General features: G+C 63.5%; 27 protein-coding genes. 14 read left to right on the forward strand and 13 right to left on the reverse strand.

The features are described 5' to 3' along the window. Positions 1–169 precede the first annotated feature (169 nt). The 8 genes from JNO50_RS04085 (at position 170) to rplI (ending at position 6,306) form a co-directional block, all read left to right on the forward strand. A complete protein-coding gene (locus JNO50_RS04085) occupies positions 170–3,445 on the forward strand; it encodes a bifunctional diguanylate cyclase/phosphodiesterase (protein WP_229804909.1) in 3,276 nt (1,091 codons plus the stop codon). A gap of 56 nt (positions 3,446–3,501) precedes the next feature. After that, entirely contained in the window at positions 3,502–4,245 is a 744-nt protein-coding gene (rlmB, locus tag JNO50_RS04090; protein ID WP_189536445.1) for a 23S rRNA (guanosine(2251)-2'-O)-methyltransferase RlmB, read from the forward strand. Positions 4,246–4,256: 11 nt separating this feature from the next. Next, on the forward strand, positions 4,257–4,556 hold the full coding sequence (locus tag JNO50_RS04095; RefSeq protein WP_280530242.1) for a metal-sensitive transcriptional regulator: 300 nt from the start codon (positions 4,257–4,259) through the stop codon (positions 4,554–4,556). After that, positions 4,553–4,765 carry a heavy-metal-associated domain-containing protein gene (locus JNO50_RS04100; RefSeq protein WP_215796487.1) on the forward strand — a complete coding sequence of 71 codons (213 nt, stop codon included), beginning with the start codon at positions 4,553–4,555 and terminating at the stop codon, positions 4,763–4,765. The genes JNO50_RS04095 and JNO50_RS04100 overlap by 4 nt, the downstream gene beginning before the upstream one ends. A gap of 138 nt (positions 4,766–4,903) precedes the next feature. Continuing rightward, entirely contained in the window at positions 4,904–5,284 is a 381-nt protein-coding gene (rpsF, locus tag JNO50_RS04105) for a 30S ribosomal protein S6 (RefSeq protein ID WP_189536440.1), read from the forward strand. Positions 5,285–5,300: 16 nt separating this feature from the next. Beyond that, on the forward strand, positions 5,301–5,600 hold the full coding sequence (gene priB, locus JNO50_RS04110; RefSeq protein WP_189536438.1) for a primosomal replication protein N: 300 nt from the start codon (positions 5,301–5,303) through the stop codon (positions 5,598–5,600). Between the two features lie 4 nt (positions 5,601–5,604). After that, a complete protein-coding gene (gene rpsR / locus JNO50_RS04115; RefSeq protein ID WP_028535202.1) occupies positions 5,605–5,832 on the forward strand; it encodes a 30S ribosomal protein S18 in 228 nt (75 codons plus the stop codon). A gap of 21 nt (positions 5,833–5,853) precedes the next feature. Further along, positions 5,854–6,306, forward strand: a complete 453-nt coding sequence (rplI, locus tag JNO50_RS04120) for a 50S ribosomal protein L9 (RefSeq protein ID WP_189536437.1) — start codon at positions 5,854–5,856, stop codon at positions 6,304–6,306. A 66-nt stretch (positions 6,307–6,372) separates the two neighbouring features. Here rplI and JNO50_RS04125 read toward each other — a convergent pair whose 3' ends face one another. After that, a complete protein-coding gene (locus JNO50_RS04125) occupies positions 6,373–6,702 on the reverse strand; it encodes a DUF2322 family protein (protein WP_189536436.1) in 330 nt (109 codons plus the stop codon). Positions 6,703–6,759: 57 nt separating this feature from the next. Continuing rightward, entirely contained in the window at positions 6,760–7,314 is a 555-nt protein-coding gene (locus JNO50_RS04130; protein ID WP_189536435.1) for a hydrolase, read from the reverse strand. 220 nt (positions 7,315–7,534) lie between these two features. Here JNO50_RS04130 and JNO50_RS04135 point away from each other — a divergent pair, with 220 nt between their 5' ends. Beyond that, positions 7,535–8,512, forward strand: coding sequence for an FUSC family protein (locus JNO50_RS04135; protein ID WP_189536434.1), 978 nt, complete (start codon positions 7,535–7,537; stop codon positions 8,510–8,512). A gap of 229 nt (positions 8,513–8,741) precedes the next feature. Here the strand turns inward: JNO50_RS04135 and JNO50_RS04140 are convergent, their stop codons facing one another. The 9 genes from JNO50_RS04140 to purM form a co-directional block, all read right to left on the reverse strand. After that, positions 8,742–9,986, reverse strand: a complete 1,245-nt coding sequence (locus tag JNO50_RS04140) for a uracil-xanthine permease family protein (protein WP_189536433.1) — start codon at positions 9,984–9,986, stop codon at positions 8,742–8,744. Between the two features lie 68 nt (positions 9,987–10,054). Then, entirely contained in the window at positions 10,055–10,687 is a 633-nt protein-coding gene (upp, locus tag JNO50_RS04145; protein WP_189536432.1) for a uracil phosphoribosyltransferase, read from the reverse strand. A 114-nt stretch (positions 10,688–10,801) separates the two neighbouring features. Continuing rightward, positions 10,802–11,608, reverse strand: a complete 807-nt coding sequence (locus JNO50_RS04150; RefSeq protein ID WP_189536431.1) for an EAL domain-containing protein — start codon at positions 11,606–11,608, stop codon at positions 10,802–10,804. 177 nt (positions 11,609–11,785) lie between these two features. Then, complete coding sequence (gene grxD, locus JNO50_RS04155) at positions 11,786–12,106, reverse strand: Grx4 family monothiol glutaredoxin (RefSeq protein WP_189536430.1); 321 nt, start codon at positions 12,104–12,106, stop codon at positions 11,786–11,788. A 71-nt stretch (positions 12,107–12,177) separates the two neighbouring features. Then, entirely contained in the window at positions 12,178–13,527 is a 1,350-nt protein-coding gene (locus JNO50_RS04160) for a chloride channel protein (protein WP_189536429.1), read from the reverse strand. Between the two features lie 77 nt (positions 13,528–13,604). Further along, positions 13,605–14,855, reverse strand: a complete 1,251-nt coding sequence (locus JNO50_RS04165; RefSeq protein ID WP_189536510.1) for an RsmB/NOP family class I SAM-dependent RNA methyltransferase — start codon at positions 14,853–14,855, stop codon at positions 13,605–13,607. Continuing rightward, positions 14,855–15,943 carry a DUF3108 domain-containing protein gene (locus JNO50_RS04170; RefSeq protein ID WP_189536428.1) on the reverse strand — a complete coding sequence of 363 codons (1,089 nt, stop codon included), beginning with the start codon at positions 15,941–15,943 and terminating at the stop codon, positions 14,855–14,857. The genes JNO50_RS04165 and JNO50_RS04170 overlap by 1 nt, the downstream gene beginning before the upstream one ends. A 9-nt stretch (positions 15,944–15,952) precedes the next feature. Then, the gene (gene purN, locus JNO50_RS04175) at positions 15,953–16,588 is read right to left on the reverse strand and encodes a phosphoribosylglycinamide formyltransferase (RefSeq protein WP_189536427.1); all 636 of its coding nucleotides are present in this window, start codon (positions 16,586–16,588) and stop codon (positions 15,953–15,955) included. Between the two features lie 75 nt (positions 16,589–16,663). Next, positions 16,664–17,701: a phosphoribosylformylglycinamidine cyclo-ligase gene (gene purM, locus JNO50_RS04180; RefSeq protein ID WP_189536426.1), complete on the reverse strand. Its 1,038-nt coding sequence runs from the start codon at positions 17,699–17,701 to the stop codon at positions 16,664–16,666. A 198-nt stretch (positions 17,702–17,899) separates the two neighbouring features. Between purM and hda the strand changes: the two genes are divergently transcribed. From hda to JNO50_RS04205, 5 genes are read left to right on the forward strand one after another with little or no spacing between them, the layout of a single operon-like run. Then, a complete protein-coding gene (hda, locus tag JNO50_RS04185; protein ID WP_189536425.1) occupies positions 17,900–18,574 on the forward strand; it encodes a DnaA regulatory inactivator Hda in 675 nt (224 codons plus the stop codon). Beyond that, positions 18,571–19,239, forward strand: a complete 669-nt coding sequence (locus tag JNO50_RS04190) for a histidinol-phosphatase (RefSeq protein WP_189536424.1) — start codon at positions 18,571–18,573, stop codon at positions 19,237–19,239. Before hda ends, JNO50_RS04190 begins: the two co-directional genes overlap by 4 nt. Positions 19,240–19,243: 4 nt before the next feature. Next, entirely contained in the window at positions 19,244–20,116 is an 873-nt protein-coding gene (locus JNO50_RS04195; RefSeq protein WP_189536423.1) for an ATP-binding protein, read from the forward strand. Further along, complete coding sequence (locus JNO50_RS04200) at positions 20,109–21,050, forward strand: Nudix family hydrolase (RefSeq protein ID WP_189536422.1); 942 nt, start codon at positions 20,109–20,111, stop codon at positions 21,048–21,050. The genes JNO50_RS04195 and JNO50_RS04200 overlap by 8 nt, the downstream gene beginning before the upstream one ends. Continuing rightward, positions 21,047–21,487 carry a hypothetical protein gene (locus JNO50_RS04205; RefSeq protein ID WP_189536421.1) on the forward strand — a complete coding sequence of 147 codons (441 nt, stop codon included), beginning with the start codon at positions 21,047–21,049 and terminating at the stop codon, positions 21,485–21,487. The genes JNO50_RS04200 and JNO50_RS04205 overlap by 4 nt, the downstream gene beginning before the upstream one ends. 12 nt (positions 21,488–21,499) lie before the next feature. Here the strand turns inward: JNO50_RS04205 and ubiA are convergent, their stop codons facing one another. Then, on the reverse strand, positions 21,500–22,372 hold the full coding sequence (ubiA, locus tag JNO50_RS04210) for a 4-hydroxybenzoate octaprenyltransferase (protein WP_189536420.1): 873 nt from the start codon (positions 22,370–22,372) through the stop codon (positions 21,500–21,502). Continuing rightward, positions 22,369–22,902 (reverse strand): chorismate--pyruvate lyase family protein, encoded by a 534-nt coding sequence (locus JNO50_RS04215; RefSeq protein WP_229804907.1) that lies wholly within the window; start codon positions 22,900–22,902, stop codon positions 22,369–22,371. The genes ubiA and JNO50_RS04215 overlap by 4 nt, the downstream gene beginning before the upstream one ends. Between the last annotated feature and the right edge of the window lie 56 nt (positions 22,903–22,958).

Below are 22,958 nucleotides of genomic sequence, written 5' to 3' on the forward strand. Positions count from 1 at the left end.
GGACTGACGGTATTATACCAGTTGACTGGCGCCAGTACGCCTGCGGATGCGGCTTCCTGTCGCTGTATCCCTCGCTGCGACAACTCGAACATGAACAAGGCCTGCCAGGCTTGGGGAGACACTGTCCGCCGCGCAACGCGCCGGGCGGACGGCGGAAGGTTGAGGGAACGTGAAAATCACACATAATGCGGGTGCCGCGGGCGCACTGGCCTGCTTTCTTGTATCGCTGCTCTTGTGGCCGGGGTTGCCACCTGGCGATCTCTCGTTTTCTTCCTTCCTGCCCCACGGCATCTATGCGTTCTGGTTGATCCGCGGGGGAGGCCGCAAAACGGCGATCGGCTGGCCGGCCGCCGCCGCGCTGGTGGCGGGTGGGGTGCATGGCGCCATGTGGGGTGGCATGCTCGCGGTGTCGCTGTTGTCGCTGTGGCTCGGCATCGCCCTGATCGGGCTTCGCGGACGCGGCGACTGGCTGGCGTCGCCGCGCTCTCTCGTGCGCCTGATCGCGCTATTGATCATCTATCCGGCGCCCCTGGTGGCGCTGTCGGCCGGCCTTCTGGCCTGGCCGCTGGCCAATGGCGATGTGCCGCTTAGCTGGCCGTTCAAGGTATGGGCCAGCGCGAGTCTTGCACTCACCGCGCTGGTGCCGCTCGCATTCAGTCAGCGCGCGTGGGCTTCGGGCATGCGTCTGGAGTTGGCGGGCATTGCCCTGGCGGGGCTGCTGGCATGGGCCGGCCTTGACCGGGGGCTTTACGTGCTGCCGGTTTCTCTGCCGCCGCAATTGCTGTTTTTCCCGCTGATGCTGTGGGCGGCTTTCCGCCTGACCGTGCGCGGGGCGGCCTTGATCGGCGCGGAAACGATTCTCTTGCTGGGGCATCTTGAGAGCGGCGCCTGGAAGGCGCACGGCGCGGGCGATCCGTTCGGTTACGGCATCATGCTGGCCGAAGCCTTTGTCGCCGCCAGCCTGATGGTGGCGGTGATGGTCGAGAATTACCGCAAGCGCGAGCACGTGCTCTCCGAGTTCCAGGCCCGTGTCGAGGCCCTGGTCAACAACAGTCCGAACATGATGTCCCTCAAGGGCATGGATGGCCGTTTCCTGCTGGTGAACCGCTCTTACGCCGCCTTGCTCGGCAAAACGTCGCAAGAGCTGATCGGCCGGCGCGCTTCGGATTTCTTTTTGCCGGACGACGCGGCGATGATCCGCGGCCAGGATGAAATGGTGCTGCGTTGCCTGGAGCCGCGCCAGTTCGAGGAAACCTTCGAAAGTGGCGGGCGCGAAGTGCATCTTCTGGTGACCAAGTTCCCGCTCTTCGACATCCAGGGCCTGCCGGCCGGAGTGGGGAGCGTCGACACCGATATCACCGCCCAGCGCGCCGAGCAGAAGGCGAGGATGGAGACGGAAGAGAAATACCGGGCGCTGGTCGAGCAGTCGCTGGTCGGGATTTTCATCATGCAGGACGAACATCTGGTCTACCTCAATCCAAAACTGGCCGCCATTCTCGGCGACGACACCGAAGCCCTGAAAAATGTCAATATCGCCGACATCCTCGAGCCGGGCGAGGCCCAGCGCATTCGTGAACAGGTCAGCCGCCGCTACCGGGAAAACATCGCGGTGATGAATTACCAGACCCGCGTGGTGGCGCGTGACGGCATGCTGGTGGACGTCGAGATCCACAGCCGGCTTTTCGAGTACCGGGGCCGTCCCGCGATCATCGGCGTGGTCGAGGATATCTCGCACCGGCTGGCCGCGGATGCCAACCAGAAGCTGGCGGCCAAAGTATTCGACACCTCGGCCGAAGGCATCCTGATCACCGATGCCGATACCCGCATCATCGCCGTGAACGAAGCCTTCACGCGCATTACCGGCTATACCGAAACCGAAACCGTGGGGCGCCTGTCGCGGATTTTCCGGGAAGGCGGCGCGCGGCAGGGCATGCATGAGGCCTTGCGCGAGCATGGCTATTGGCAGGGGCAGTTGCAGGACCGGCGCAAGAGCGGCGACTGGTATCCGGCCGAGCTGTCGGTCTCCTGCGTGCGCGACCCCGAAGGCGGCATCACCAATTACGTGGGCGTATTTTCCGATATCACCGTGCGCAAGCAGGCGGAGGAACGCCTGCATTTCCTCGCCAATCACGATCCGCTCACCCGCCTGCCCAACCGCACCAACCTGATCGCCCAGCTCGAGGAAAACCTGCTTGCCCGGGTCGAGGGCGGCAAGCTGGCGGTCATCTTCATCGATCTTGACCGCTTCAAGTTGATCAACGATTCCTTCGGTCACCAGACCGGCGACGAATTGCTGCGGGTCATCTCGGTGCGTCTTGGCGACGCGGTGGGATCGCGCGGCATGCTGGCGCGCCTGGGGGGCGACGAATTCACGTTGCTGGTCACCGAGTTCGACAGCCATGAGGATCTGTCGCGCATCGCCGAGGATATCCTGGCGATCCTGACGCGGCCGCTGCGCCTGGAGGAGCACGAAGTGTTCGTGACCGGCAGCATCGGCATCAGCCTGTTCCCGAACGATGGCACCGATGCGCGCACGCTGCTGAAGAACGCCGATGTGGCGATGTACCGTGCCAAGGAAGCGGGCAAGAACACCTTCCAGTTCTTCGATGCGGAAATGAATGCCCAGACCTTCGAGCGTCTGCTCCTGGAAAACGGGCTGCGCCAGGCGCTGGAGCGCAAGGAGCTGGTGCTGCATTATCAGCCCCAGGTCGATGCCGCGACGCGCAATGTGGTCGCCATCGAAGTGCTGATCCGCTGGCAGCATCCGGAACTCGGTCTGATTCCTCCGGCGCGCTTCATCCCGCTGGCGGAAGAAACGGGGCTGATCAAACCGATCGGCGACTGGGTGCTGGCCGAAGCGTGCCGGCAACTGACCGAATGGGACGCCGAGGGGCTGGGGGTGCCGCGCGTGGCGGTCAATCTGTCAGCCAGGCAGTTCGAGCACCAGATGCTCACCTGCAAGGTTTCCGAAGCGCTGGCGCGCGCGGCCCTGTTGCCGGACCGGCTGGAGCTCGAAATCACCGAGAGCATGATCATGCAGAACCCCGGCGAGGCGATCCGCATTCTCAACGAACTGAAAGCGCTGGGCGTGAAGCTGTCCATCGACGATTTCGGCACCGGCTATTCGTCCCTGTCCATCCTCAAGCGTTTCCCGCTGGATACGCTGAAGATCGACCGTTCCTTTGTCGATGGCCTGCCCGAGGACGGCGACAGCGCCGCGATCACCGAAGCGATTCTGGCGATGGCCCACAAGCTGGGGTTTTCCGTGGTCGCAGAAGGCGTGGAAAAAGAGACGCAGGCCACGTTCCTGCGCTTCAAGGGGTGTGAAATCCTGCAGGGCTACCAGTTCAGCCGGCCGCTGCCTGCCGCCGAATTCGCCGACTGGTTCCGGGAGTGGAGCCATTGCCCGGCGCGGGAAGGACGAGTCCAAACCCAGGATGCCTGAGCCGCGCGCCGTGCTTTCCGGTACAATCGGCACATTTGCGCGGACGGATCCCGATTATGAGCAACAAGCGTCTGATTCATGGCTTTCACGCCCTCAATGCCCGCCTGTGGCAGAACCCCAGGAGCCTGATCGAGATTTACCTGGCCGGGGGGCGTCATGACGCGCGGGCCAAGGCGCTCATGGAAAAGGCCGGCGAGGAGGGGATCCGCCTGCATGTCGTGGACAAGGCGCGTCTGGACAGCCTGACCGGCAATGCGCGCCATCAGGGTGTCGCGGCCTGGATCGACGCGAGTTTCACCTTCGTCGATCTGGACGACGTGCTGGACAATCTGACCGAGCCGCCCTTGCTGCTCATCCTCGACGGCGTGACCGATCCGCACAATCTGGGCGCCTGCCTGCGCGTGGCCGACGCGATGGGCGCGCACGCCGTGATCGCGCCGAAAGACCGGTCCGCCAGCCTCAACGCCACGGTGTCCAAGGTCGCGTGCGGAGCGGCCGAGGTGGTGCCGTACCTCACCGTGACCAATCTTGCCCGCACCTTGCGCGATCTGAAGGATCGCGGCATCTGGATCGCCGGAACGACGATGGAGGCGGACACGGATCTGTTCCATTTCGAGCAGACCGGCCCGCTGGCGTGGGTGATGGGCGCCGAAGGCGAAGGCATGCGCCGCCTGACACGCGAGCATTGCGACGTGCTGGTGTCGATCCCGATGTTCGGCTCGGTGGAAAGCCTGAATGTCTCGGTGTCGAGTGGTATCGTGCTGGCGGAAAGCCGCCGCCAGCGGGTGTTGAAAGGATAAGGGGGAGCCGCATGGCCGCGTGTCACGAGGAGCCGAAAGGCAAGATGGTGCTGCAGCCGGACAAGGCTGCCCTGCTCAAACGCCTGGCGCGCATCGAGGGGCAGGTGAGGGGAATTGGCGGCATGGTCGAATCCGACCGTTACTGTGTCGACATCCTCACCCAGGTCGCCGCCGTGAAGTCGGCCCTCGACGCCGTGGCGATGCAGCTTCTGGAAAACCATATGAAAGGTTGCGTGGCGCGCTCCCTGGCATCGGGCGATGCCGCGGAGATGGTCTCCGAATTGATCGATGTCGTGAAAAAGGTGAGATGATGGATACCCTGATCGTGAAAGTGGTCGGCATGACCTGCGGCGGATGCGCCGCCAGTGTGGAGAAGGCGCTGGGCAAGGTGCCGGGCGTCATGGCCGTGAAGGCATCCCATGCCGACGCGCAAGCGACCGTCAGCGGGGAGGCGCTCGAGTCGCGCCTGCCCGAATTGCGCGCGGCGGTGGAGAATGCCGGCTTCGACTGGTTTGATTAAGCCGCGCGAATGCCGTGCTTCGCGGCTATTTGCCTGTTTTATTTGCCCCTTCGCGCAAAGCTGCGTATAATATTCGCGTTTTAACCCTTGCCTTTTCGCAACGCATGGCGAAAAGGCTATAAGCCAAAAGGAGTGCACATGCGGCATTACGAAATCGTATTCATCGTTCACCCGGACCAGAGCGAACAAGTTCCGGCGATGATCGAGCGTTACAAGGGCATGGTTCTGGGCGCCGAAGGCAAGATCCACCGTCTGGAAGACTGGGGCCGCCGCCAACTGGCCTACCCGATCCAGAAGCTGCACAAGGCCCACTACGTTCTGATGAACGTCGAGTGCTCCTCCGAGACCCTCGCTGAAATCGAGCACGCCTTCAAATTCAACGACGCCGTTCTGCGCCACCTGACCATCAAGATGGCGGCTGCCGTGACCGAAGCGTCCCCGATGATGAAGGACGAGAAGGCCAAGAACCTGCTCGACCCGCAACAGCCGGCCACCGCCGAGGCTGACGTCGCTGCCTAAGGGTGGGACGGACTCCTTGCAGAACCGACTGGTACTGACCGCTACCGTAGAACGCGAAGACATCCTGAGATACACCCCCGCCGGGGTACCGGTGCTGGATATGTGGCTCAGACATCATTCCCGCCAGCAGGAAGCCGGCGTGGAAAGGGATGTGATCTGTGAGATCCAGGGCATCATGGCCGGAGACGCCTGCCGCGAATGGGCGGGCAAGCTGGCCGGACAGACGGTCCGGGTGAGCGGGTTCATCAGTCAGCGCAGCTTGCGGAATTCGCGGCTGGTACTGCACATCGAATATGTTGAATTTGTAAAAGGTTAGACAAATGGCTCGCCAACTCTTCAAGCGCAAAAAGTTCTGCCGCTTCACGGCAGAAGGTATCAAGGACATCGACTACAAATCCGTTGATCTCCTGAAAGACTTCATTGCCGAAAACGGCAAGATCATCCCGGCTCGCATCACCGGTACCAAGGCTCGCTATCAGCGCCAGCTGACGACCGCCATCAAGCGCGCTCGTTTCCTGGCCTTCCTGCCTTACACCGACCAGCACTAAACCGGGAAAGGAACAGACAAGATGCAAATCATTCTGCTCGAAAAAGTGGCCAACCTCGGCCAACTGGGTGACGTGGTCAAGGTCAAGGACGGTTACGCTCGTAACTTCCTGATCCCGCAAGGCAAGGCCAAGCGCGCCACCGAAGCCAACCTGCAGCAATTCGAAGCCCGCCGCGCCGAACTGGAAGCCAAGCAGGCCGCCGTTCTGGCCGACGCGCAGGCTCGCGCCGCCAAGCTGGTCGACGCCGTTGTCACCATCGAACAGAAGGCCGGTGTTGACGGCCGCCTGTTCGGTTCCGTGACCAACGTCGACGTGGCCGAAGCCATCACCGCTTTCGGCGTTGAAGTGAAGCGTTTCGAAGTTCGTCTGCCGAATGGCCCGCTGAAGGCTGTTGGCGAATACGAACTGGAAATCGCCCTGCACCACGACGTGGTCAGCACCGTGAAGATCGTTGTCGCCGGCCTCGCCGCCTGATCGACGCTCCAACCGGAAAACAACCCCCGGCGCCGCGAGGCCCGGGGGTTTTTTCATGGGACGCGGTTACACCGCTCGCAGCACGATGCGGGCGCGCAGGCCGGGTTCGCCCGCTTCGGCGATGGCGATCAGGCAATCGATATTGGGGTGCTTGCCGGGGTGTGCCCTGGCGTCGGCGACATGTTCGGCGTAGAGCGCGAGACCTTCTTTGGCCGCCTTGCGGTCGATATGTCCGTGGCGTTTGACGAGAGCGTGGTAGACCCGTACCGACCCCGCGGTGCCGGGCGCATTGTCAAGACGGCGCAATGGATGTCCGCCCGCATCGAGCAGGATGACCGCTTCCACGTCATCGATAGCGGGCAGGGTCTCAAGAATGTCCTTGAAGCTTTGCGTCATGGTGTCCTTCAGTGTGAATCGATCATACGGGAATAGACCCGGCCCGGGGCCGGTGGTTCATCGCGGCTGGGCGCCCTGGAGGAATCGCTTGCTGGCGGCCTTGAACGACTCGGTTCCGGCTTTTTCCAGCATTTCGAACAGCACCATCTCCCGTGTCACCGGCACGGCGCCGGCTTGCGTCATGCGCGCGATGGCCGTGTCGTGATCAAGGGCGGCGCGGCTGCCGATCGCGTCCACCACCACGAAGACCTCCTTGCCCGCGTCCAGAAGCTGCATCACGGTCTGCAGCACGCAGACGTGACTTTCCATGCCGCACACGATAACTTGCGGCCGGGCCATCAGCGAAGCCGGCAGGCAGTGTTCGGCCATGCACGAGAAATGCACCTTGTCCACGATGCCGGCTTCCGGAGCCCGCTCTTTCAGCTCGGGCACGGTGCCGCCGAGTCCCTTGGGGTATTGCTCGGAAAACACCACCGGCAATGCGGTCGCCACCGCCGCGTCGATGAGCCAGCCGACTCGTGCCAGCAGCGCTTGGGCATCGAGGATGGCCGGTAACAGCTTTTCCTGAACATCGACGACGAGCAGCGTCGCCGTTTCGCGTTTCATCATCATGACAATTACCCAGGCAAGAATGATTGCTCTAGCATAACGGCTTGCCCGCAGGGCGTGAAGAGGGGAAAAAGTCCGGATGACGAGCCTTTCCGGGCAGAGATCAAAGAGCCGTAACCCCGATCGTGGCAGAATCGGCCGACGCCGCGAGTTCCGGCGTCTAGCATCAATGGAGGAGTGGTATTTTGAACGGTTTTTCGGGAGCCTTCCGGCAATGTTCAACATGAAGCAACCCGCCTGGCGCCATCCGCGCTTCCGCTACGAACATGCAGGCATTATTCATGTGATCCGGTTGTCGGCGGCAATCCTGGTTTCCCAGATCATCGCGGCCACGCTGCACGAATCGCACGCGGTGTGGATGTCCGTGACCATCATCGTAGTGATGGGCGCCCTGCCGCACACCGGCAGCATCATCGCCAAGGCGCGCCAGCGCGCTGTCGGCACCACCATCGGGGCGCTGGCCGGTATCGGGGTGATCCTGGTCGGTCGCCATTCTCCGTGGCTTGCCGAAGCGCTCATCGTCGCGCTGACCGCACTGGCCGCCTGCAAGGCGATCGGCAAGGCGGGTTATACCGCGCTGGCCGCGGCGATCACCCTTGCCATCGTGGCCATGAGCGGTTCGCTCGAGGATGGCGCCTGGCGTTTTCTCTACGTGATTGCCGGCGTGGGGATCTCCGTGGTCTTCGCCTTGCTGATTCCGGCGCGCGCCCGCGAACACTGGTATTTTCTGTTATCGGACAATATCCGGGACATGGCCTTCCTGTTTCGTCGCGCCAACCGCGGAGAGGGGCCGGAAATGGGGATCACCGATGCGGTGATCAAGCGCATCGTGATCCAGCGGGGGCTGCTGAGCGCCGCCGCCAACGAAAGTGGCCTGGATGCGCCCAGCCTGCATGACATCATGCGGCGTCAACGCGCCATTCTCAATACGATAGAGCTGATGGCCGGGCAGGATGTGGAAGAGGGGGCGGTATCGGTGAAGGTCGCCGATGCTCGGCAGGCCGAAGCGTCGGTCGCCCTGCACTTCGCCCGCCTGGGGGCGAAGGTCGGACTGACGATCGTCGGGTTTGGCAATGAATACGGTCAGACCGATTCGCCGCAAAAGTGCTGGCTGCTGGGCTGTCTTGCCAGGCAGCTCGAAGGGCTGGATGCCGCGATGGATAGCGTGACTCCGGCTCTGGCCGGAAGGCGGGCGCGGTGACGGCCGGGGGACTTCCTAGCGGCGTTCCGCCGCGAGCCTGACCAACGAACCGGTGGCGAGGGAATAGGCGCCGGCGGCGAGGGGCAGCAGAAAGAAATAGGCCAAGGTCAGGGCGACAAGGGTTTGCATGGAAAAAATAAGAAAATGGTAATGTTCGTATTATCCATTCAAAAACAAACCCTTGTCGTTCATCTCTCCGACTATTCCGTCCGGTTTTGCGACGCGGGCGTCAGATGTCCTGGCCTTCCGGAATGCCTTCGTGCCGGCTCGCCGCGCGCGGCAGGATGAGGTTCAACACAATGGCGAGAATCGAGCACAGGCCGACCCCAGCCAGGCCGAAGGAGCCGATTTTCACTTCGAGGCCGCCGATCCCGGCGGTCAACACCACGGAAATGATCACCAGATTGCGCGGTTCCATCAGGTCGACACGGGCTTCGATGAGGGTTTTCAGGCCGATCGAGGCGATGGTGCCGAACAGCAGCACCATGATGCCCCCCATCACCGGCATCGGGATGGACTGCAGCAGGGCGTTGAATTTGCCGAAGAAAGCGAGGCCGATCGCGAACACGGCCGCCCAGGTCATGGTGACCGGATTGAAATTGCGGGTGATCATCACCGCGCCGGTGACTTCGGCGTAGGTGGTGACCGGCGGGCCGCCGATCAGTCCGGCCAGGCATACGCCAAGGCCATCGCCGAACAGCGTGCGGTGCAGGCCGGGGGACCTCGTGTAGTCGGTGCCGGTGACGCCGCCGATGGCCATGATGCCGCCCACGTGCTCGATGGCCGGAGCGATGGCCACCGGCAGCATGAACAGTGCCGCCGCCCAGTTGACTTCGGGTTGGACAAAGTGGGGAACGGCGAACCAGGGCGCGTTGGCGATCTTGGCCAGATCCACCACGCCGAGCACCACGGCCAGTGTGTATCCGGTTGTGACACCCGCGAGAATCGGCACCAGCTTGAACATGCCGCGCGCGAAAATGGCGACCACGATGGTGGTGGCCAGCGATACGCCGGCCAGCAGCATGGCGACCTGATAATCCATGACCTGTTGGCCGTTGACACGGGCCATGGCCATATTGGAGGCGGCCGTCGCCACGGACAGGCCGATGATCATGATGATCGGACCGATGACCACCGGCGGCAGCAGCCGGTTGACAAGGCCGATGCCGCGCAGCCGGATCAGCGCGGCGACGATGAAGTACATCAGGCCGGCGCAGAAAAGGCCGAACAGGGTGGACGGCATGCCCCAGGTGTGGACCGAATAGATGATCGGGCCGATGAAAGCGAAGGACGATCCCAGAAAGATCGGGACCTGGCGGCGCGTCGCCAGCTGGAACAGCAAGGTGCCAAGTCCTGCGCCCAGCAGGGCCATGGCGGGATTCAGACCTGTCAGGAGCGGGACCAGGACCAGCGCGCCGAATGCGACGAACAGGATCTGGGCGCCGGACAGGGCCACCTTCAGGTTTTGCAACATGGTGCGAGGTTCCTCATTGTGATTGTTATGTTGTAAAAACGCCGCTTGGTGAGCGGCGTCGGGCGGGATCAGAGGTGTTTGGTGCCGAAGATCTTATCTCCGGCGTCCCCGAGACCGGGGATGATGTAGCCGTTTTCGTTCAGGTGGCTGTCAAGCGACGCGGTATAGAGCTGAACGTCGGGGTGGGCGTCATTGACGGTTTTGACGCCTTCGGGGGCCGCGACCATCACAACGGCCTTGATGTGCTGGCAGCCCTTGCGCTTGAGAAGATCGATGGTGGCGACCATCGATCCGCCGGTGGCCAGCATCGGATCGATGATGATGGCGATGCGTTCGTTGAGGTTGTCGACGAACTTGTCGAAGTACGGCTCCGGCTCCAGCGTCTCTTCGTTGCGCGACAGGCCGACCACGCTGATCTTGGCGGACGGGACGAGATCCAGAACCCCGTCGAGCATGCCGATGCCGGCGCGCAGGATCGGCACGACGGTGACTTTCTTGCCCTTGATCTGCTGGATTTCGATCGGACCGCACCAGCCTTCGATGGAGATGGTTTCCAGCTCGAAGTCGCGGGTGGCCTCGTAGGCCAGGAGACGGGCCAGCTCCTGGGTGAGCTGGCGGAATTTCATGGTGCTGATGTCGCCCTCGCGAAGCAGGCCGAGCTTGTGCTGCACCAGGGGGTGATTGACGATGGTGATGTTCATGGCGGATCCCTACCTTAAGAAAAAGCTGTTTTTCGTGCGGCGACGAAAAACAGCTTCCTGTAATGCGTGTCAAAGGCGGGCGCAGAACGCCCGCCCAAGGTATGGGGCGGTATTCTAACCCGATTTCCACTCGGAAATCCATGGAATCAATCCATTTTCCGGAAGAGGGCGACTGAAAACGTAGCCCTGGATCGCGTCGCAGGGCACGGAGGCCAGCCAGTCGAGCTGTCCGCGCTCCTCGACGCCCATGGCGATGGTCATCAGACCGGCATTGGCCGCGCATGCGACAGTGCGCGCGACAGCCTGGCCGGCTTCCTCATTTTTCGCAACGAGCGCCACGGCTTTGCGCGAGAGCTTGATCGACGACAGGATGGTGTGGTCCAGTTGGCGCTCCAGCACCGAGCCTGGATAAAAGTCATCGGCCGCCACGCCGAATCCCGCGCGGCGCAGGGCCGCCAGAACCGGCCGGGCGCTGTCGAGCAGGGACTCGAGGCCGACGGTATTGAATTCGATCACCATGCTCGCGGGCGGGACGCCGGCAATCCGGGCTTTTTGCTGCATGCGCTGGGCGAGATCGGGAACGTTCAGGGCCTCGGTGGAGAGATTGACGCCGACTTTCAGATCATGCCCCGCGTCGCGCCAGTTGCTGCAGGCATACAGGGATTTTTCCAGCATCAGCTCCGTCAGCTCTTTCATCATGCCTTTTTCCGCCATGACGGGAACAAAGGCGGCGGGCGGCAGAAGACCGAGTTCCGGATGCTTCCAGCGGGCCAGGGCTTCGAAACCGAGGATACGGCGGTCGGCCGGCAGGATCAGCGGCTGGAAATAGGGGAGCAATTGATCGTTGGCGAGCGCACCGAGGATGGCTTCGGGGCTCATTGCGGTGACGGGTTTGGCTGCATCGACGGACTGTACGGTCATTCGCGGCATCCTGAATGGGAAGGAAGATTCATAGTATTTTATATATTGTCATGAATCTCGCCATACATTTGCCCATAAACCCTGTTCTGGCGCAAATGCTTCAAGTGGCGATACCGTGGTCCCGCAATGAGAAAGGCCCCTCGACGAGGGGCCTTGCCGTGGCGGAAACGCCCGCGCTCAGGCTTCGCTGTAAGGCTTGAGCAGATCCTGCAGTTCGCCGTTCTGGTACATCTCGTACATGATGTCCGAACCGCCGATGAATTCGCCGGCGACATACAGCTGGGGGATGGTCGGCCAGTTGGCGAAGTCCTTGATGCCCTGGCGGACCTCGGGGTCGGCCAGCACGTCGACGGTCATGAAGCGCTTGACGCCGCAGGCCTGGATGATCTGCACGGCGCGGCCGGAGAAACCGCATTGCGGAAACTGGGCGGAACCCTTCATGTACAGCACGACAGGGTTGTCGGTGATGGTCTTGCGGATGACTTCCTGAATGTCCATTGCGGCAAATCCTTCGATCTTGAATACTTGACTGTTTCGATAGGTTATTCTACGTGCGCCATGTTTTCCGGTCAATTTTCCCCAGCGCTTTCCCGGGCTTTTTGCTGATTGAGGTACAGGCGCGCCTGGGTTTCGTACAGGGAATGGCGGCAGACGACGCGCGAGATGCCCGCGGCGATCAGTGCCGTGACCATCAGGGGAAATATCATGCTCGAAGAATCGGTCATTTCCATGACGATCACGAAGCCTGTCAGCGGTGCGCGGGTCATGCCCGAGAAGAAGGCCACCATGCCGAGCATGATCATCGCGGTGTGCGGATAGGACGGAAACCAGGACGCGACATTCAGGCCGATGCCCGCGCCCACGGCGAGCGACGGGGAGAAGATGCCGCCCGGCGCGCCGCTCACGAAACTGATGATCACCGTGACCAGCTTGAGGATCCCGTAACTGTCCAGGCCCGCCGCGCCTTCGATGATGTCGCGCGCGCGCCAGTAGCCGGTGCCGAAGGTGATGCCGTCGCTGGCGATGCCGATCAGGGCGAGCACGATGCCGCACACGATGGCGAAGCAGACGGGACAGCGGCTGCGCCAGAGCGCGAGCGGTTCGGGCAGCTTGCGGGTGAGCGCGAGCAGGAGGCGGGCGGTCAGTGCGCCGATCAGCCCTGCCACCACGCCACAGACCGGTATGGCGAGCCAGCTTTGTCCGGGATCCAGCGTGACGAGGGCGATACCGAAATAGTTGTAATCGCCGTTGATGCTCATCGCCGTGAGACCCGCGAGAATCACCGACAGCAGGATGGTGCCGCTGGCGCGCTGATCGAACGCCCTGCCCATTTCCTCGATGGCGAAGACGATGCCGGCCAGCGGCGCGTTGAACGCCGCGGCCACGCCGGCGGCGCCGCCGGCGAGAATCAGGCTGCGTGTCACGCCTTCGCGGTAGCGCGCGGCGGAGTGACCGAGGCTGTACTTGATGGCGGCGCCGATCTGGACGATCGGTCCTTCATAACCGAAGCTCGCGCCCGACGCGATACTCAGTGTCGTCAGGATGATTTTGCCGATGGCGGCTCGGAAGCTCAGGATCCGTTCGCGCAAGGAGAGTGTGCCGGGCTCCAGCATGGCGATGGCCTGGGGGATGCCGCCACCCGCCGATCCCCCGAAAAACCGGTTCATGAGCCAGACCGATAGCCCGAGCCCCGCCGGCGTGATCAGCAAAGCCCACCAGACCGAATGACTGTAGGCCTGATAGAACAGTTCGTGGGAAATATGGCTGCCCTTGGCCAGGACGACCGCCATCAGCCCGATCAGAATGCCGCCCGACCAGATGGGTACGCGACGGCGCCAAAGGAGAATCGAGCGCTGCAAAAAGCGCAGCCGCCGCTTTACCCAGTGGCGGGGATTCTGCAGAAAGGACGTCGAAGGCATCGCAGCTCTTTATTAAAATCCTGGCGGTCGGCAAAGTGCGCGGGACGCCGGGAGGGCGCCTCGCGCATCGACGGCCGCTAACCTTGGCGGCGAGTCATGATTGCCGCGAAGAAGCCGTCGGTATTGTGTCGGTGCGGGCTCATTTCCAGGCAGTCGCCGGTATCGAGCGCGACGCGCATGTCCTCGAGCAGGCGGTTTGCCGGCGTCAATTCGAAGTCCGGATGACGCTCAAGGAACGCGGCGACGATGTCGCGGTTCTCCTGGGGCAGCAGACTGCAGGTCGCATAAACCAGCCGGCCTCCCGTCTTGACCAGGCGGCTGGCCGACTCGAGGATGGCGGCCTGTTTTTCGTTCAGTTCGGCGACGCTCTGCCCGGTTTGCCGGAATTTCAGGTCCGGATTGCGGCGCAAGGTGCCCAGTCCCGAGCAGGGCGCGTCCACGAGCACACGGTCGGCCTTGCCGGCCAGCCGCTTGACCTTGATGTCGTTTTCGTGGGCGATGAGCTGCGGATGGACATTGGACAGACCCGAACGCGCCAGTCTCGGTTTGAGATTGGCCAAGCGTTTTTCCGACACGTCGAAGGCGTACAACCTGCCGCTCGAGGCCATCTGGGCGCCAAGCAGCAGGGTTTTTCCGCCCGCACCTGCACAAAAGTCTACCACCATTTCGCCACGGCGGGCGCCGACAAGCAGTCCCAGCAACTGGCTGCCCTCGTCCTGAACCTCAAGAGCGCCGTCCTTGAACAGCGCATGGCGGTTGATCGCCGGCTTGCCTTTCAGGCGGATGCCGATGGGCGAGAAAGGAGTGGCCTCGGCGTCGATGCCGTCGGCGACGAGCCGCGCAAGGGCATCGTCGCGTTTCATTTTCAGGGTATTGACGCGCAAATCCAGAGGGGCGGGGCGCATCAGGCCCTGTCCCAGTTCGACGATTTCGTCATGGTTCAGCGCAAGGCGCTCGAGTACCCACTCGGGCAATTCCGCCTCCAGCGCCAGCGAGGCTTCGACTTCCTTACCCTTGAGCGCGGTGACCCATTCGCGTTCGTTGGCGGCGAGGGAGTCACCGAATTCCTTCAGGTTGATATGCCGGATACGGGCCAGCGTCGCCAGCGCGAGCTTGCGCGCCGTCGGTTTCTCCGGGGCGATCAGCGCCGTGGCGAAGGTATAGCGGCGCAGACAGGCGAAAGCGGTTTCCGCGATGACGTGCCGGTCCTGGGCGCCGAGTTTCGGATGTTCCCTGAAATACGCCGACAGCACGGCGTCGGCCGGTCTGTCGAAAAGCGTCATCTGGTTGATTACGGCCTCGATATGGGCCAGTTGTGCTGCATGAATCATTTACTGATTTTCCGTTGTATGGGTGGGGACTGCTTCCAGACCGTCTCGCCGTTAAGCTCGATGCGGCTGATGCGCAAGTCCAGATTCAAATTCTTGTCGACTCTTCGCACCCTGACCGGCTGATTGGCATAGTCGGGCGCCAGCCAGAACTCGGTCAGGCTGTCCGCATCCTGGGATCGGATCACGATCGCGCGGATCGGGCCATCCCGGGTTTCCAGGTCAGCCTCGCCGCTGGGGGCGACTGGCCGGTCACGGACCTTCTTGCCGGTGGTGACCTGAATCGATTGTCCGTCCGGTCCGGCGCCCTTGAGCGCCAACTGGTACATTACGCTGAACACGTCCTGTGCCCCTGGCCGCAGCGGAGCGCGCTGTGGCTCTCCTTCACCATAGGTCAATTGACCGCCGGTCCAGTCGAAATCGGCTTTTTCCTTCGGCACATCGTTGCGCCAGGCGGTGAAACTGCGCGGCTTGAGTCCCTGACGCGTGATGTCGCCTTCGGACAGGTAGCGGATCACGATGCCGACAAAGGCGATGGTGATGCGGCTCTCCAGCCGGTAATGCCGTCCCGTGCGTTGCCAGTCGACCTGGGCGACGCCCGCCATGAACGCGCCATTGTACGCATCGTAGGTCAGGCGCGCGCTATCCGGAAATCTGGCGGGCAGCGCGTCCAGTTCCACCGCCTCGGGCGCGCTGGCGTCGGAAGACGGTGCGCTGGTCTCGGCGCGGGCGATGGCGGCGGGGGCAGCGCTGTCGTGCCCGGGGGCATGAGCGGTGTTCATGGGCGCGGATGCCGGGCGTTTTTTTTCTTTCGCGCGCTGTTTTTTTTCCGGCTCGCGCGCGGTTTTGTCCTTCCCTCCGGGCGGTAAACTGGCCATGCCCGGCGCATTCGCCGTCGTGTCGCTGCGCCTGTCTGTTTCGTCAAGCGACAGGCTCGCCAGCCGCGCCGTCATGGGCCGCAGCGGCGTGTCCGGCATGGGCGCGGGAGTCAGATGGAGCCAGGCGTCGCCGATGCCAACCGCCAGATGAATGAGCAGCGACAGGAGCAGGGCGGCCGCGATACGGCGGCGCGATGACAAAAGGCGCATCCGCAACGCTCAGGGCGCCGGCACCAGCAAGGCCGCGGGGGCCGGAGCCGGGTCGGCGAGGCTTACCCGCAGGCCGTCCAGCGTCAGGCGGCCCTCGGCGAACCAACCGACGGCGGCCGGATAAAGCCGGTGTTCCACGGCGAGAACCCGGGTCGCCAGCCGGTCCGGGGTATCGCCTTCCTCGATGGGCACCACGCCCTGGCTTACGATGGGGCCATGATCGAGTTCCGCGGTGACGAAATGCACCGTGCAGCCCGCCACCTTGCATCCCGATTCGATGGCGCGTTCATGAGTGTGCAGTCCGGGAAAGGCCGGCAACAGCGACGGGTGGATGTTGAGCATCCGGCCCTCGTAGCGCGACGTGAAGCCTGGCGTGAGGATCCGCATGAAGCCGGCCAGCACCACCAGGTCGGGTGAATAGCCATCGATACAGTCCGCCAGGGCGGCGTCGAACGCTTCGCGGCTGCCATAGGCCTTGTGGTCGACGACCGCGACGGCGATGCCCCGCTCCGCCGCCCAGGCCAATCCCGCTGCATTCGGACGGTTGGCGATGACGGCGGCGATGTTCACGCCGGGCAGTTTTGCTTCGACGATGGCCTGCATGTTGGAGCCGCGGCCGGAGATCAGAATGACGACATTTTTCACGCTTTTTCCATCCTTCAAAAACGGCAACGCCGCCAGTCTTGGCCGGCGGCGTGTGGCATGGCTGTCAAGGAGAGGTCAGGCGACGCGCGTCTGGTGTTCGTTGCCTTCCCGTTCGCGGATCCGTCCGATGCGCCATGCCGTTTCGCCTTCGGCCTCCAGAAGAGCGAGAGCGGCTTGCGCATCCTCCGCGGCGACGATCACGATCATGCCGATACCGCAGTTGAACGTGCGGTACATCTCCTGCGCGTCGACATTGCCGGCGGTTCTGAGCCAGTCGAACAGCGGCGGCGTCGGCCAGGCCGAGGCGTCGATGTCGGCGGCGACCCGCTCGGGCAGCACGCGGGGGAGGTTTTCGGTGATGCCGCCGCCGGTGATGTGGGCCATACCCTTGACCGTCAGGGTTTCCATCAGTCTGAGCAGCGGTTTCACGTAAATGCGCGTAGGCGCAATGATAGCCTGACGCAGGGTCGTCGCGCCATCGAAGGGTGCGTCGAGGTCGGGTTTTTTCAGCTCGATAATGCGGCGGACCAGCGAGTAACCGTTGGAGTGCGCGCCATTGGATTTGAGGCCCAGCACGACGTCGCCGGGGGCGATATCGAGCCCGGTGATTACCCTGGACTTCTCCGCGACGCCGACCGCAAAGCCCGCGAGGTCGTATTCGCCTTCCGGGTACATGCCCGGCATTTCGGCGGTTTCGCCGCCGATCAGCGCGCAACCTGCCTGCTCGCATCCCGCGGCGATGCCGCGGATCACGTCGGTGGCCTGGGGAACGTTCAGCTTGCCGCAGGCGAAGTAGTCGAGGAAGAACAGCGGTTCGGCGCCCTGAACCAGTATGTCGTTGACGCTCATCGCCACGAGATCGATGCCCACGGTGTCGTGGCGGTTCCATTCGAAGGCGAGTTTGAGTTTCGTGCCCACGCCGTCGGTGCCGGAGACCAGAACCGGTTCGCGGTATTTTTTCGAGATCTCCACCAGTGCGCCAAATCCGCCGATGCCGCCCAGCACCTCCGGACGCATGGTCCGCTTGGCGTAAGGCTTGATGTTTTCGACGAGCGCATCGCCCGCGTCGATATCGACGCCGGCATCGCGGTAACTGAGGGACGTGCTGTTCAAGGCCAACTCGCTTTCGTTACGATAGTTTTACGTGAAGCTTTCGCGCGGGCGAAAGCGTCTGTATTTTAACAGGATTTTCCGGTTTTCGGCGCGTATGGAGACGTTCGGCCACGCTTGCGTTGCGCTGTGCTTTTACCTCGCTGCCGGTTCAGCGTAAAATCCTGTCAGAACAACCCATTCGGACCGACTTTCTCGATTTTGGACCAGCTCGTACTCGACCTTGCCCCGACGCCGTTGCCTGCGTTCGACAACTTTGTCGCCGAACGCAACCGGGAAATCATCACGGCCCTGACCCATCATACCGATGAGCGCTTCATCTATCTGTGGGGAGAGCCCGGCAGCGGCAAAACCCATTTGTTGCAGGCCTGGATCGCGCACGCCGAAACGCTGGGCCGCGCGTCCATCTATCTGGACGGCCAGTACGGCCCGCTGCCCGATTTCGCCCGCGAAGCGAGCTTTATCGCGGTGGACCATGTCGACGACCTCGCGCCGGATGATCAGATCGCCCTGTTTTCCATTTACAACTCGCTCAAGGAATCCGGCGAAGGGCGCCTTCTGATGGCCGGACGCCAGCCGCCGATGGCGCTCGCTGTGCGCGACGATTTGCGCACCCGTCTGGGATGGGGGCTGGTGTTCGAAGTGAAGGCGCTGTCCGACGACGACAAGCTCGCCGCGCTCAATGCCCACGCCGCCGAGCGGCAACTGGCGATTCCCGAGGACGTGTTCCGCTATCTGCTGACGCATTGGCGGCGGGATTTGACCAGTCTGATCGAGATGCTCGACATTCTCGACCGCTATTCGCTGGCGCTCAGGCGGCCGATCACCGTGCCGCTTGTCAAAAACGTTTTGCAAACCACCCGAGCCGACTCATGAACCTAGCCCTGTTCGATCTTGACCATACCCTGATCAACGGCGATTCCGATGTCGAGTGGACGCGTTTCATGATCTCGCGCGGCCTGCTGGACGGCGATCACCACAATCGGACGAACGACGCCTTCTACCAGGACTACCTGGACGGCACACTGGATATCCAGGCCTACCTGGCGTTCCAGGTGGCGCCGCTCGCCCGCTATGACCGCGCCACGCTCGACCGCCTGCACAGGGAGTTCATGGCCGAGCGGATTTTTCCGGTGATTCCGCGCAAGGCCCGCGAGCGTATCGCCGAGCACAAGGCCGCGGGCGACCTGCTGATGATCATCACCGCCACCAACCGATTTGTGACGGCGCCGATCGCGCGCGAGCTGGGCGTCGACAATCTGATCGCCATCGAGCTTGAAGAGGACGGCGAGGGCAAGTTCACCGGACGGCCGAGCGGGGTGCCCAGCTACCGGGAAGGCAAGGTCACGCGGCTGATGGCGTGGCTCGCCGAGCGTGGGGAGACTCTGGACTCCTACGGCAAATCGTACTTTTACAGCGATTCCCGCAACGATATTCCCCTGTTGTCGAAGGTGACCGATCCCGTCGCGGTGAATCCGGACGACACGCTGCGCGCCCATGCCCTGGCGCACGGCTGGCCGGTCATTTCCCTGAGGGACTGAAACCATGGATCCGCGTCTTCAGGCCTTTCTCGAGCGCGCCGAGTCCCTGATGGCGCGCCTGGAGGCCATGCTGCCGCCCGTTCCGGCCGCCATCGACTGGGCGGCGACGGCTTTCGTCTGGCGGCGTGGCACGCTCGAAGCGATCGATCAGCCGCATGTCGTCGATGCCGAGCGTCTGTGCGCCGTCGAGGCGCAGCGGCGCCAGCTGTTCGACAACACCCGGCAATTTCTCAAGGGAAAGCCCGCCAATCACGTACTGCTCAGCGGCGCGCGCGGCACGGGCAAGTCGTCGCTCGTCAAGTCCCTGCTGCCGGCTTTCGCGGACAAGGGGCTGCGCCTGATCGAACTGGACAAGTCGGACCTTGGGGCATTGCCGGATATTGCCGCGAGGGTGGCGGACCGTCCCGAACGCTTTATCGTGTTTTGTGACGATCTGGCCTTCGACGAGGAGGACGACGCGTTCAAGGCGCTCAAGGTGATCCTCGATGGCGGGCTGCGCCGGCGGGCCGCCAATCTTCTCGTTTGCGCGACGTCGAACCGTCGTCATCTGCTGCCCGAATACCATGCGGACAACAAAGTGCGCCTGGAGGGGGGCGAGCTGCATCCGTCCGAGGCGGTGGAAAGCAAGGTCTCGCTGTCGGACCGTTTCGGGTTGTGGCTGTCTTTCTATCCCTTTGACCAGGACGCGTATCTTGCCGCCGCCGCCAGCTGGCTCGATGCGTTCGGACTGGATTTCGACGATTCGGCGAGACGGGCCGCGCTGTTGTGGTCCCAGACTCGCGGGGGCCGCTCCGGCCGGGTCGCCTGGCAGTTCGCCTGCGACTGGGCGGGAAAAACCCCGAAGCAACGCAAGGCATCGCTTCATTTCCATGACTGAAAAAACACTGATCGACGTGGTCGCGGGCGTGCTGATCGCGCCCGACGGCCGTTTCATGCTCGCCAGCCGTCCGGAGGGAAAGCCCTGGGCGGGCTGGTGGGAGTTCCCCGGCGGCAAGGTGGAGAGCGGCGAAGCGCCGCTGGACGCGCTGGCGCGCGAACTGGACGAAGAACTCGGCATCCGGGTTCTCCAAGCCGAACCGTGGCTCACCCGCGTTCACCATTATGATCATGCGTCGGTGCGGCTGCGGTTTTTCCGGGTGCGCGCCTGGGAGGGGGAGGTTCGTGCCCGTGAAGGGCAGGGGTTCGCCTGGCAGCGCTCCGGGGAGGTTTCGGTCGAACCGGTGCTGCCGGCCAACGGTCCTTTGCTCGACGCCTTGTCGCTGCCGGAGATCTGCCGTGTGACCTGCGCCGGTACCGTCGGCGCAGGGACCGTGCTGGATGGGCTCGATCGCTTGCCGGATCCGGGGCTGGTGGTGGTGCGCGAACCAGGCATGCCCGATGCGGAGCGCGCGCAATTTGCCACTCAGGTGCTCGGGCGGGTCGCGGCCAGGGGCGGTCGGGCGGTGCTCAACGGAACCCCCGAAGAGGCCGCGCGCCTCGGCATGAGCGGCGTGCATCTGACCGCCGCCCGGCTGCTGGCGCTGGACGCCCGTCCCGATCTGCCCCTGGTGGGGGCATCGGTGCATAACCGGGCCGAACTGGACGCGGCCGCGCGCCTGGAACTCGATTACGTACTCCTGGGCCATGTGCTGCCGACCGCCAGCCACCCCGATCAGCCCCCGCTGGGGTGGGACGGGCTTGCCCGGTTGCTGGCGGAAGGCTGGCCGATGCCGGTGTTCGGGCTTGGCGGCCTGAGCGCCGACGACTTGACGGCCGCGCGCGGGTGTGGCGCGCACGGCGTCGCCCTGATGAGAAACGCCTTTACCCAATGAAAAAGCTCAACAAACGCCAATGGGCGTTCATCGGCCTGGCCCTGCTGGTTTTCGCGTCGACCAAACTGATTCTGATCAAATGGTATCTCGACCATCGTGACGAGAGCGCGTCGCCGACGGTTCCGGCGATATTGGTCTGTTCGCCGGCGAAGGCGGCTTGCGCGCTGCCGGATGGTGGCACGGTGGCCTTCGCCACCGCGCCCGCCCGCGATACGCCCTTTGTCGTGACGGTGTCGGGCACTGGCAAGGAGGCTCCCGCGGCGAGTTTCGCCATGCGCGACATGGATATGGGGTTCAACCGTTACCGCTTCGTTCGGCAAGGCGCGGACTGGAGCGCGCGCGTGACGCTGCCCGCCTGCGTTTCCGGCGGGCGCGACTGGATCATGACACTGACCATCGACGGCCGGGATGTCCAGGTCCCGCTGACCGTCCGCTGATGACGCGTGGTGTCAGGACGCGATGAGGTAGTGCAGGGCGAGTCCGGCGAACAGCGCGGCGCCGACCTGGTTGTTGTCGAGGAACACCTTGAAGCACAGCCCCCGGTCGCGGGTGCGCAGTTGCAGATACTGGCGCCCGATCAGGATGGCGCTGACGGCGATGGCCGCGTACCAGACGAGGCCAAGTCCGGCGATCCGGCCGACGACGGCCAAGAGCGCGAGGAACACGGCCTGGCAAACCATGATGCCCGCCACATCGTGATGGCCCAGCGTGACGGCCGAGGTATGGATGCCGATGCGCAGGTCATCGGGCTTGTCGGCCATGGCGTAGGCCGTGTCGTATGCGAAGATCCACGCCCAGGTGGCGAGCATCATTAGCCAGCCGACGGGCGGCACGGTATCGCGGACAGCTGCGAAAGCCATCGGGATACCGAACGAGAAGGCGATGCCGAGGTAGGCCTGAGGCAGGGGAAAGAAGCGTTTGGTGAACGGATAGCTGACCGCGAGGAAGGCCGCGCCGACGCTCAGTTCCAGCGTCAACAGATTGAGCGGCAGAATGAGCAGCAAGGAGGCGAGGCACAGCACGACCGTCAGCGTCAGCGCTTCGCGCGTGCTGACGGCCTTGCGGGCGAAGGGGCGCTGGCTGGTGCGTTCGACAAGGCCATCGAACTCGCGGTCGGCATAATCGTTGATGACGCAGCCGGCCGAACGCATCAGGAAGGTGCCGGCCACGAAGATCGCCAGAATGGACAAGGGAGGGAGTCCGTCCGCCGCGATCCACAGCGCCCACAGGGTCGGCCACAACAGCAGCAGCGTGCCGATGGGCTTGTCGATGCGCATCAGCTGGCAGTAAACGGTAAAGCGGTCCTTGATCAATGCGTTCATCGGGCAAACCTCTCCAGAGCCGGGAGAAACACTTCGCAGACGGTGAGGATTTCGCCGTCGAGCAGAAAACGGGAGCGCCGGGCCGGATAATGCCCCGCGGAGGCTTCGTCGTGGCGCCTGGCCAGTCCGAACAGCCAATGATCCTCTTCGAGGCGCCGGTAGCGCAAGGGTTCGCGCACGACGGGCATATCCCCGGAGAACAGCGTCAGCCCCAGCGAGCGGCGTCCGCGATCGAGGATCGGCGACCAGACCGGGCAGGCCGGCCGCGACAGGCTGCGCGCGACCACGACCGGAACGCCGGCGAGGGTCAGGGCCACGTGACGGACATTCAGCGCGGTGGGCGTCGACAGTCCGAACAGCTCGAGTTCATCGGGTAGCGCCAGGTCGTTTTCCCGGGGCAGCAGGTTCACGGCGAACGGTTCGCCGGTTGCCAACAGTCGGGCGGTCAGCGAGCCCGTTTCCGTGAGAAAACCGGACAGGCGGGGCGGCACGGGAAGGGGGTCCGGGCGCCACAGACTTTCAGTAACCATGGCGCGCATTATGCCAAACGCGGCGGGTGCTGTCGCCGGTCAATTTCGCGTAGGAA

Source organism: Paludibacterium paludis, assembly GCF_018802605.1.
Classification (GTDB): Bacteria; Pseudomonadota; Gammaproteobacteria; order Burkholderiales; family Chromobacteriaceae; genus Paludibacterium; species Paludibacterium paludis.